This window comes from Alkalibacterium indicireducens (assembly GCF_039522005.1).
In the GTDB taxonomy this organism is placed as follows: Bacteria; Bacillota; Bacilli; order Lactobacillales; family Carnobacteriaceae_A; genus Alkalibacterium; species Alkalibacterium indicireducens.
This window is the reverse complement of the sequence record NZ_BAAADA010000063.1, coordinates 1-11,780: the sequence shown is the minus strand read 5'-3', so window position 1 is coordinate 11,780 and position 11,780 is coordinate 1. Positions and strand designations below refer to the sequence as shown.

Annotated in this window: 10 protein-coding genes; all 10 read left to right on the top strand. The window is 43.4% G+C overall.

The features are described 5' to 3' along the window. Positions 1-146 precede the first annotated feature (146 nt). The 10 genes from ABFX15_RS04140 to eno all read left to right on the top strand — a co-directional run bounded on the left by ABFX15_RS04140 (position 147) and on the right by eno (position 11,485). Complete coding sequence (locus ABFX15_RS04140; RefSeq protein ID WP_346024237.1) at positions 147-1,118, top strand: ABC transporter permease subunit; 972 nt, start codon at positions 147-149, stop codon at positions 1,116-1,118. A 15-nt stretch (positions 1,119-1,133) separates the two neighbouring features. After that, positions 1,134-2,069, top strand: a complete 936-nt coding sequence (locus ABFX15_RS04135; protein WP_346024236.1) for a D-ribose ABC transporter substrate-binding protein — start codon at positions 1,134-1,136, stop codon at positions 2,067-2,069. Positions 2,070-2,243: 174 nt separating this feature from the next. Further along, complete coding sequence (clpP, locus tag ABFX15_RS04130; RefSeq protein ID WP_346024235.1) at positions 2,244-2,843, top strand: ATP-dependent Clp endopeptidase proteolytic subunit ClpP; 600 nt, start codon at positions 2,244-2,246, stop codon at positions 2,841-2,843. 185 nt (positions 2,844-3,028) lie between these two features. Further along, the gene (locus ABFX15_RS04125) at positions 3,029-3,586 is read left to right on the top strand and encodes a thioredoxin domain-containing protein (RefSeq protein WP_346024234.1); all 558 of its coding nucleotides are present in this window, start codon (positions 3,029-3,031) and stop codon (positions 3,584-3,586) included. Positions 3,587-3,737: 151 nt separating this feature from the next. After that, complete coding sequence (locus ABFX15_RS04120; RefSeq protein WP_346024233.1) at positions 3,738-4,772, top strand: sugar-binding transcriptional regulator; 1,035 nt, start codon at positions 3,738-3,740, stop codon at positions 4,770-4,772. A 34-nt stretch (positions 4,773-4,806) separates the two neighbouring features. Next, the gene (gene gap / locus ABFX15_RS04115; protein WP_346024232.1) at positions 4,807-5,799 is read left to right on the top strand and encodes a type I glyceraldehyde-3-phosphate dehydrogenase; all 993 of its coding nucleotides are present in this window, start codon (positions 4,807-4,809) and stop codon (positions 5,797-5,799) included. A 567-nt stretch (positions 5,800-6,366) separates the two neighbouring features. Beyond that, on the top strand, positions 6,367-7,554 hold the full coding sequence (locus ABFX15_RS04110; protein ID WP_346024231.1) for a phosphoglycerate kinase: 1,188 nt from the start codon (positions 6,367-6,369) through the stop codon (positions 7,552-7,554). A gap of 244 nt (positions 7,555-7,798) precedes the next feature. After that, entirely contained in the window at positions 7,799-8,554 is a 756-nt protein-coding gene (gene tpiA / locus ABFX15_RS04105; protein WP_346024230.1) for a triose-phosphate isomerase, read from the top strand. Beyond that, the gene (gene gpmI / locus ABFX15_RS04100; protein WP_346024229.1) at positions 8,555-10,084 is read left to right on the top strand and encodes a 2,3-bisphosphoglycerate-independent phosphoglycerate mutase; all 1,530 of its coding nucleotides are present in this window, start codon (positions 8,555-8,557) and stop codon (positions 10,082-10,084) included. 99 nt (positions 10,085-10,183) lie between these two features. Continuing rightward, positions 10,184-11,485, top strand: coding sequence for a phosphopyruvate hydratase (gene eno / locus ABFX15_RS04095; protein WP_346024228.1), 1,302 nt, complete (start codon positions 10,184-10,186; stop codon positions 11,483-11,485). Positions 11,486-11,780: the final 295 nt, after the last annotated feature.

The window sequence follows — 11,780 nt, the reverse complement described above, 5'->3', positions numbered from 1 at the left end:
TTGTTTTAGTGAACTTCATTTTATCAGATTAAGGGGGGAAGAGGTGCCTTTTTGTATTTTAATTGATAGAGCAACGATAGTTGCATTAAAACAACACGAAAAAACAAAAAAATTGGTAATTACTCTCTGGCTACAGGAGGAGAATAATGGAAACTAAAAATGCAGCAGTAACAAGAAAAAAGGAAAGACGGAGTGACCTGTACCGGAAACTGGGTCCGCTGATTGCGCTGATCGTACTGATGCTTATCGTAACAGTACTGAATGTCAACTTTATCAGGCCGGCAAATCTGCTTAACTTGTTAAGACAGGTATCGGTCAATGCACTAATTGCCTTTGGTATGACATTTGTCATTATCACTGGAGGAATCGACTTGTCAGTTGGGTCGACCTTGGCTTTGTCCAGTGCACTGACAGCCGGGATCATTGCCATCGGTGTCCCACCAGTTCTCGCGATAGTAACCGGACTGCTTATTGGAGCATTCCTCGGCATGATCAATGGGCTGCTCATAACTAAAGGGAATGTGGCACCATTTATTGGAACGCTGGCAACAATGACTATATATAGAGGATTGACTCTCGTTTACACAGAAGGAAACCCGATTACAGGGTTCGGCGGCGGATTTGCCTTCCAGTTCTTCGGTAGAGGATACCTGTTCGGCATTCCTTTCCCTGTCATCATCACAACAGCTGCCTTCATTATCCTATTCGTCATTCTTCACAAGATGACATTCGGGCGTAAGACATTTGCTATCGGAGGAAATGAGCAGGCAGCATACATTGCCGGGATCAAATCAGATCGTGTAAAAACTATGGTTTATGCGATTTCAGGAATGATGTCAGCCCTGGCTGGACTGATTCTGACTTCACGTCTGAATTCAGCTCAACCAACGGCAGGAACAGCTTATGAACTGGATGCTATTGCGGCAGTCGTTATTGGGGGAACAAGTCTGGCAGGTGGAAAAGGACGGATCGTAGGCACACTGATTGGTGCACTGATTATCGGAACATTGAATAACGGATTGAACTTGCTGGGGGTTTCAAGTTTTTATCAGCAAGTGGTTCGAGGGATCGTCATCATCATTGCGGTACTATTGGATAGAAAAAATAAGAAAACATAAAATGGAGGAATTACAATGAAAAAACTTATCGGATTACTCTCACTATCAGCAGTTCTGGCACTAAGTGCATGTGGAGCAGCCACACTTGAAGGAGACCAGGCAGGAGATAACGGGGAAGTGGAAGAACTGGCGGCTGAAGACATTACCATCGGTCTTTCAATCTCAACGTTGAACAATCCTTTCTTCGGAGATCTGCAGCGGGGCGTGGTTGAAGCAGCTGAAGAGAACGGATCAACTGTCCGTTCTGTAGACGCACAAGATGATACAGCAACTCAGATCAATGGCATCGATGACCTCATTCAGCAAGGTGTGGATATTTTACTGATCAACCCTGTAGACTCTGATGCGATTACACCAGCCATCGAGTCAGCCAATTCTGCGGGGATTCCTGTCATTACAATCGACCGTTCCAGTGAAGGCGGAGATGTTCTGACGTTCATCGCTTCAGATAACATAGAAGGTGGCGAAATGGCGGCTGAATTTATCATTGATCTTGTGGGTGAAGATGCTGATGTTGTACAGCTTGAAGGCGTTCCTGGCGCATCTGCGACTAACGAACGTGGAGAAGGATTCATGAACGTGGCTAATGACCGTCTGAACGTTGTGGAAAGCCAGTCAGCAAACTTCAACAGATCTGAAGGTCTGACTGTAATGGAAAATATTATCCAGTCCTATTCAGATATCGAAGCCGTTTTTGCTCAAAACGATGAAATGGCTCTAGGTGCGTTAGAAGCACTGGAAGCAGCCGGTATGACTGATGTCATTGTCGTCGGATTCGATGGAAACGATGATGCGCTGGCAGAAATCGAAGCTGGTCGACTGGACGCAACTATTGCACAGCAACCTTATGAAATGGGAACGATTGCTGTAGACACGGTCTACGACTACTTCTCAGGCGGTACGATCGATGAAGAAATCGGCGCACCACTTGAACTGATCAGTGCGGAATAAAGAAAGTCTATAAAAGTACCCGTTCTATATGAGCGGGTACTTTTACATAATAAAGAAAATTTAAACGAACTCATTGTTTGACCTTCTTTGACCTTTGGTGTATAATCTTTTTAGATTCATTTAAGGTTTTAAGTGTGCTACACTAATTGTGATTGAATTATAGGAGGAAGTTATATGAATTTAGTACCTACAGTTATAGAACAATCTCCACGTGGTGAACGTGCGTATGACATTTATTCACGTCTATTAAAAGACCGCATCATCATGCTGGGTGGAGCCATCGACGATCAAGTCGCAAACTCTGTTATCGCACAGCTTTTATTCCTAGACGCACAGGACCCTGAAAAAGATATTTACCTGTACATCAACTCGCCAGGTGGAAGTGTAACTGCCGGACTAGCTATTTACGATACAATGAACTTCATTAAAGCGGATGTTCAGACTATCGCTATCGGACTGGCAGCTTCAATGGGAAGTTTCCTGCTAGCTGCCGGTGAAAAAGGGAAACGATTTGCTTTACCAAATGCTGAAGTCATGATTCACCAGCCTTTAGGTGGAGCGCAAGGTCAGGCAACTGAAATTGAAATCGCTGCTAAACACATCTTGAGAACACGTGACCGCTTGAATAAAATTCTGGTTGAGCGTACTGGTCAGGATATGGAAGTCATTGAACGTGACACAGATCGTGATTTCTTCATGATGGCAGAAGAAGCCAAAGAGTACGGAATTGTAGATGAAATTATGGACAGCTTTGCTGACCTTACAGATAAATAAGAATGTGGAGACTCTGAACAGATTGTTCGGAGTCTTTTTTTTGACTCATACACAAACAGAGACTTAAACTACCACAAAGCCTACAGCTATTTTACAAAGGTTTTCGTACAATGCTTATGACTAGCCAAGTCTTTTTCACAAGAGTATACTGTAGAGAGTAGGGAAAATCTGAAGGGAGTGAGTGAATGGATACAAGCAAAATAAATGCTGATTCTGTAACTGTCAATGGCGGGCTCCATTTAGGGAGCAGAGAAGCTCCCATTAAAGTTGTGGAGTTTCTCAATCTCAAATGTCCATACTGTAAAGAGTGGTGGGAAAAAGGCACACCAGTCCTTGATAAGTACGTGGAGGACGGGAAAGTCGAACGGATCGTCAAGCTTTTTGACAAGGAAAAACCCGGATTGAGGAAAGGGAACATCCTTCATGCACATATAAACTATGAAGATAAAGAGACTGCTAGAAAAGATATTGATTATTATTTTGAAAACTTGCAGGACTGGGGCGGATTAGGCGAAGATGAAGTGGCGGAGTATGCCAAGTCTAAACGTGGAGCTGAGGAGCAGAACAATTCGGCCCACTCCAAGGCAGTCATTGAAGAAGCGGCTAAGGCTAATGTTACGCTGGTACCGACTGTATTCATTGAAGATTATATCTTTGATGAGCATATTACTGAAGAAGAACTGAAAAGCATTATAGAATCTAAACTGAAAAGAGATGAAGACAGGGAACCGAATGAATATTGACAGGACGTAAAATGTCCCGTCGATTTCATTTAATGGGTTGAAATCTGCCCCGCTTCTTGTTACACTGTATTTGTACGTGACGAAGAAAGATAGTTTCAGCTGTCTTGCTGAAAACTGGGCGAATATAGTATCGGGAAGGTGCCGTTTTAATATGCTGTCAGTTATTGAAAAAGTAGCACCCGGAACGCTTCATGTATTGAAGAGGCGTTACTATATCTTGAGCCATATTCAGAAATCAGCCCCCATCGGAAGACGTGCTTTGGCAGATCGACTCGGTTTTACTGAGAGAATTCTGCGTAAAGAAGTCGAGGTCCTGAGAAATCAGGGACTGATCAAGGCATCTACGCAGGGCATGGAATGCACACCGACAGGCATCACAGTGTTATATCAGCTGGATGAACTGATGGGACAGCACGTTCAGTCACAGGAAAAGGAAACCCGGTTGGCTAATGCATTAGGCATTCAACATTGCACGATCGTCATAGGCAATTCAGACAAGGATGAATCTAGTCTGATCGACATGGCAAGAGCTTCAATTGAAGTAATAGACTTTCTTCTGCCGGAAGGGCAGAGTACCGTAGCAGTTATGGGCGGGACAACGATGCTGGAAGTGGCGGAAGTCATGAATCAGCAGATCGGTCTGCACCGGGAACTTTTATTTGTACCGGCTCGCGGAGGTCTCGGTGAATCCGTTGATATACAGGCAAATGCCATTGCTGAGAACATGGCGAGAAAGACCGGTGGTAGGAGCAGAACCTTGTATGTACCAGAACATGTGCGTATGGAAACTTACTCGCTGCTGATGAAAGAGCCGGAAATCAAAGAAACTCTGGAAATTCTGGAGAATGCCTCGCTGGTTATCTACAGCATCGGCAATGCTCTTGAGATGGCCCAGAGAAGAGGAATGGATGAAGACACGCTCAAAGAGCTCATCGATAAAGGAGCAGTAGCTGAAGCGTTTGGAGAGTTTGTTGATCCAAAAGGAGACATCGTCTACAAATTGTCCCGAATCGGATTACAGTCCTCGAAATTACCAAGTATCCCTCATGTAGTCGCTGTTGCCGGAGGTCGTGAAAAAGCGAAGGCGATAAAGGCTCACATGAAAACTGTCCCTCCTCACACATGGTTAGTGACGGATGAGGCAGCCGCAAATGAGATTTTAAATGGGGGAAACCCTTTAAAATAAAAATATATTTATTTCCTAAGGAGGAAATTAGATTATGTCAGTAAAAGTTGCAATTAATGGTTTTGGACGTATCGGTCGTTTAGCTCTACGTCGTGTATTAGAAATGGATACAGAGTTAGAAGTAGTAGCAATCAACGATTTAACAGATAACAAGGACTTGGCGTATCTTTTAAAATATGATACAGCACAAGGTCGCTTCCCGCATGAAGTATCAGTTAAAGATGATGCATTAGTAGTTGGCGGAAAAGACATCAAAGTATTTGCAGAAAAAGACGCTAGCCAATTACCTTGGGGAGACCTAGGAATTGATATCGTACTTGAATGTACTGGATTCTACGTTTCTAAAGATAAGTCTCAAGCTCACTTAGATGCAGGAGCTAAACGTGTACTGATTTCTGCACCAGCTTCAGGCGATCTTAAAACAATCGTTTATGGTGTAAACCATGACACACTTACTTCAGACGATCAAATCGTATCAGCAGCGTCATGTACTACAAACTGTTTAGCACCAATGGTTAACGTACTGAACAACGAATTCGGAGTTGACCGTGGATTAATGAGCACTATTCACGCTTATACAGCTACTCAAGTATTGCAAGATGCACCAGGCGGACGTAAAAACCGTGCCGGAGCAGCTAACGCAATCCCAGCTTCTACGGGAGCTGCTAAAGCAGTAGGTAAAGTAATTCCAGCTGTTAACGGAAAAATTGACGGAACTGCAGTACGTATTCCAACAATTACTGGTTCAATGGTTGAATTATATTCTGTATTGAACAAAGAAGTTACTGTTGAAGAAGTTAACGCAGCAATGGAAAAAGCTTCATCAAGCGCTTACCTTTACACTGAAGATGAAATCGTATCTGCAGACGTAATTGGTGTGCCTGCTGGATCTATCTTTGATGCAACTCAAACTAAAATCATGGACAGCGACAACGGTCAATTAGTTAAAACTGTTGCTTGGTATGACAATGAATACGGATTTACTGGAAACATGGTTTCAACTTTAGAATACTTCGCTAGCCTTTAACGTAATTCCGAAAGAAGTCTCCCACTTCTAAGCGTATGGGTGCGAAGCACCAGTGAAAGTGGGAGATGAATTTCGGTCAAGCGATAGCTTGAAGTGGTTAATGTCATTCTCATTTGGTATACTTTATATATAGACGATAACCAAGTCTATATAGGCGACAACCAAGCCTACTGAGTATTCCTTGGCGTTAGCCAAGTAAAAGAAAACCTATGAGGCAGGGACTGCCTTTTGAGCCTACCCATATCCGATTCCTCTGTCTGCATGAAACCTGTGCAGACAAGAATGGAGTTCGTAGGAAGCCCCCACTTCAAAATCCGGAGGATTTAAGTGGTGGGTAGTTCACTATTCAGCGAATATCTAAGGATAGAAACAACTCTATTGTAAAGTAATAAATAAGCGGGGGAGCTAATACTCTACTATTTAAGAGGACACAACGATTGATGCGCAAGCAAAAAATTGGGCTGTTCAAACTGAATAAAGGGGATCGCGCTTCCCCCTTTTTTTGTGAAGTTATAGAGAAAGAGTCAACAGATTTAGTTTTCTAAACAGAAAGGTAGGACTTTACACATGGCAAAGAAGACAGTTAAAGATTTAGAATTAAGTGGCAAGAAAGTACTGGTCCGTGCTGATTTTAACGTACCGATGAAGGACGGAAAAATTACAAACGACAACCGTATCCAGGCAGCACTGCCAACCTTACAGTACATTCTTGAACAAGGCGGAAAAGTAATCGTCTTTTCTCACTTGGGACGCGTGAAGACCGAAGAAGATAAAGCTGGTCTATCAATGAAACCTGTATCTGAGCGTCTAGGTGAGTTACTCGGAAAAGATGTGAAGTTTGTTGCTCAAACTCGTGGAGAAGAGCTTGAAAAAGCAGTAGCTGAACTAGCTGACGGTGACGTACTGATGTTTGAAAACACACGGTTTGAAGATGTTGACGGTAAGAAAGAAAGCAAAAACGATCCTGAATTAGGTAAATACTGGGCAAGCCTAGGCGACGTTTACGTTAACGATGCATTTGGTACGGCTCACCGTGCTCACGCATCAAACGTAGGTATCGCGTCAAACCTTGAATCAGCTGTCGGATTCCTGGTTGAAAAGGAAATCAACTTCATCGGTGGCGCAGTCGATGAGCCTAAGCGCCCATTCGTTGCTATTTTAGGTGGAGCAAAAGTTTCAGATAAAATCGGCGTCATCGAAAACCTTATCGCTAAAGCTGACAAAGTTCTTGTCGGTGGGGGAATGACTTATACATTCTACAAAGCTTTAGGACACGACATCGGTAATTCATTAGTTGAGGAAGATAAAGTGTCTCTAGCTAAAGAACTGATCGACAAAGCTGGAGATAAGCTTGTCCTGCCTGTTGATTCTATCGTAGCTGCAGAATTCTCTAATGATGTTGAAACTGAAATAGTTGGAGAAAACATACCTGAAGGCAAGATGGGTCTGGATATCGGACCGAAAACAGTTGAACTGTTTGAAAACGAATTGAAAGATGCGAAGACTGTTGTATGGAATGGACCAATGGGTGTGTTCGAAATGAGCAACTTCGCTCAAGGTACAATCAAAGTCTGTGAAGCACTGGCAAAACTTGAAGATGCTACAACGATCATCGGTGGCGGAGACTCTGCGACTGCTGCTCAGCAGCTTGGATTTGAAGAAGACTTCAGTCACATCTCAACAGGTGGCGGAGCTTCACTGGAATACCTTGAAGGAAAAGAACTTCCAGGTATCGCAGCTATTTCAGACAAATAATTTACTAAAAGCAAGATAAGCCGTTTTGACCTTCACAAAAATAGGGAATGACGCCTAATGAGCAAACTGCGCAATGGCTCATTCTTCATTTTTGTGCGAGGTCAGGCTTGGATTGCTGGATAATAAAAGCAAGATAAGCCGTTTTGAACAGATGAGCAGAGTGACTGATCTGAGCATTGACGGTGAGTGATTCAAAAGGTAAGAAACATTCCCTGAACTACACAAGAGAAAGAAGGACGATAGAATGCGTAAACCAATTATCGCTGGTAACTGGAAAATGAACAAGACATCGACTGAAGCGGCAACGTTCATCGATGCTGTTAAAGGAAACATCCCTTCAGCAGACAAAGTAGATGCTGTAATAGGCGCACCAAGTCTATTTCTTCAAAGCCTGATCGATTTAACAGTAGATACTGAACTTAAGATCGCTGCACAGAACTGTCACTTTGAAGACGAAGGTGCATTTACAGGCGAAATCAGCCCTAAAGCGCTTGAAGATATCGGGGTGGCTTATGTGATCATCGGTCACTCAGAACGTCGTGAATTGTTCCATGAAACGGATGAAGACATCAACAAAAAAGCACATGCAGTAATCCGCCACAACATGGTACCAATCATCTGTGTGGGTGAAACACTTGAGCAAAAAGAAGCAGGACAGACTAACGACCTGGTTTCCGGTCAAGTAGAAGCAGCTCTTAAAGGCTTAAGCGCTGACCAGGTAAGCAATCTAGTTATTGCCTATGAGCCAATCTGGGCTATCGGTACAGGTAAAACAGCGACAGCTGAAGATGCTAACGATACGATTTCAGTTGTTCGTCGTACTGTAGCTGACTTGTATTCACAAGATGTAGCAGATGCTGTTCGTATCCAGTACGGTGGATCAGTAAAACCTGCAAACATTAAAGAATTAATGGCACAACCGGATATCGATGGTGCATTAGTTGGTGGAGCAAGCCTGGAAGCAGATTCTTTCCTGCAATTACTGGAGGCGGCTGAATAAATGAGCAAAGCACCTGTAGCCATCATTATCCTTGATGGATTCGGATGGAGAGAAGAAGAGTACGGTAATGCCGTAGCACAAGCTGAGAAACCAAACTTCGACCGTTACTGGAATGAGTATCCGCACAACACGATGCAGGCTTCAGGGCTTGCTGTCGGGCTGCCGGAAGGTCAGATGGGGAACTCAGAAGTTGGGCATACCAATATTGGAGCAGGACGTGTGGTATATCAAAGTATTACACGTATCGACAAGGCCATTGCTGACGGTGAATTTGAAACGAATGAAGCCTTCAACGGTGCGATCGATCATGTCAAAGATAACGATTCTGCGCTGCATCTGTTCGGTCTAGTATCGGACGGAGGCGTTCACAGTCATCAGCGTCACCTGACTGCTTTGATCGAAGCAGCTAAGAACAAAGGAGTCGACAAAGTGTACATCCATGCATTCACTGATGGACGTGACGTTGCTCCAGATTCTGCTGCTCGCTTCATCGACGAGCTTCAGACAATCGTTAACGATTTAGGTGTCGGTGAAATCGCAACAATTTCTGGTCGTTTCTATGCAATGGACAGAGATACGCGCTGGCCACGTGTCAAACGTGCATACGATGCGATCTTCCACGGTGAAGGCGTAAAAGCGACCGATCCGGTGGAAGCCGTAAAAGCTAGTTATGCTAACGACACAATGGACGAATTCATTGAACCGATCGTGATTGAAAAGGACGGCAAACCTGTTGCGACAGTAAACGACAATGATGCGATTCTATTCTTCAATTTCCGACCTGACCGTGCGATACAATTGTCCCGTGCGATTACAGAACCGGACTTTGATGAATTCGATCGTGGAAACGTGCCGTCAAACATCAAATTTGTTACCTTTACTCAGTATACTTCTGACATGGCAGCGGACATCATGTTCCCGCCTGTATTCCTGAAAAACGTGATCGGACAAGTATTGTCTGATAATGGATTGAACCAGCTGCGTATCGCTGAAACGGAAAAATACCCACACGTGACATTCTTCATGAATGGCGGAACAAATGATGAGTTCCCAGGAGAAAAACGTATCCTGATTCCATCACCTCAGGTGGAAACGTATGACTTAAAACCTGAAATGAGTGCTTATGAAGTCACTGATGCACTGGTTGAAGATATCAAGAACGACAAGCATGATGCCATCATCCTGAACTATGCCAACCCGGATATGGTTGGACACTCAGGTATGCTGGATAAAACGATTGAAGCAATCGAAGCTGTAGATGAGAACCTCGGCCGAGTAGTGGATCTGATTCATGAAAAAGGCGGAACAGCAATCATCTTTGCGGACCACGGGAATGCAGATACTGAACTGACTCCTGAAGGTAATCCGCACACAGCGCACACGACAGTCCCTGTTCCAGTCATCGTGACGAAAAAAGGTGTCACTTTAAGAGGCGACGGCAAACTAGCTGATGTGGCTCCAACGATGCTTGATCTTTTAGGTATTGATAAACCGGAAGAAATGACTGGCGAAAGCTTGATCCAGAAATAACTGACTGATTTTAACCTGTTCTTTTATGAGGACATTTAAAATAAATTAACCAACCCTATTCCAGGAAATGGAAGAGGAAAATTAAAGGAGAGAAAACAAATGCCATTTATTACAGACGTTATTGCACGCGAAGTTCTTGATTCACGTGGTAACCCAACAATCGAAGTAGAAGTCATCACAGAATCAGGTGCATTCGGCCGCGGTATGGTTCCTTCAGGAGCTTCAACTGGTGAGCACGAAGCCGTTGAACTACGTGACGGAGACAAAGACCGTTACCTTGGTAAAGGTGTCACTAAAGCTGTGGACAACGTAAACGAAACGATCGCTGACGCAATCATCGGTATGGACGTACGTGACCAGATGGGAATCGACAAAGCGTTAATCGAACTTGACGGTACACCAAACAAAGGTAAACTGGGAGCTAACGCAATCTTAGGCGTATCTATCGCTGTTGCACGTGCTGCTGCAGACTACCTTGACCTTCCACTATACCGTTACCTTGGAGGAACAAACACTAAAGTATTGCCAACTCCAATGATGAACATCGTTAACGGTGGATCTCACTCTGACGCACCTATCGCATTCCAGGAGTTCATGGTCCTACCAGTTGGCGCACCAACACTCAAAGAAGCTTTACGTTGGGGAGCAGAAATCTTCCACGCACTTAAAGCGATCCTTAAAGACCGTGGTCTTGAAACATCTGTTGGTGACGAAGGTGGATTCGCTCCTAAGTTCGAAGGAACTGAAGACGGAGTAGAAACAATTCTAGAAGCTATCAAGAAAGTTGGACTTGAGCCTGGTAAAGATGTATTCTTAGGATTCGACTGTGCAGCTTCTGAATTCTACGAAGACGGTGTTTACAACTATGCTAAATTCGAAGGCGAAAACGGTGCGAAACGTAACGCTGAAGAACAAGTAGACTACCTTGAAGAATTAGTAAACAAGTACCCAATCATCTCAATCGAAGATGGTATGGATGAAAACGACTGGGACGGATGGAAACTATTAACTGAACGCTTAGGCGACAAAGTTCAATTAGTTGGTGACGACTTATTCGTTACAAACACTGAAATCCTTAAACGTGGTATCGACAACGATACAGCGAACTCTATCTTAATCAAAGTAAACCAAATCGGTACGTTGACAGAAACATTCAACGCTATTGAAATGGCTAAAAAAGCTGGATACACTGCTGTTATCTCTCACCGCTCTGGTGAAACTGAAGATGCAACAATTTCTGACATCTCAGTAGCACTTAACGCTGGACAAATCAAAACTGGTTCATTATCACGTACTGACCGTATTGCAAAATACAACCAGTTACTAAGAATCGAAGATCAATTAGGCGACCTAGCTGTTTACGAAGGTATTGACGCTTTCTACAACTTAGCTGACAAATAATCAGATCAAAAAAAGACGCTGGAGGGCTTAACCCTTCAGCGTCTTTTACATGATAGACATTACATCTATAGAACGAACGTCACTAATTCACGGCCATGAGTCAGCTGAAGCATGCTGATCTGACATAATAGGTTTGAATTTACCCTTTTTACGTAAATAAAATTTTGGAAGTGCCAAATATAGACAAACAAGCTCGTTTAATACTTGTTTTTATGTATTTTTTAAAAAATAAGCACACAAATTGAACGCCCCATAAGCGCGTTTTAAAAATTATTCAATTACTTCATTCATAATA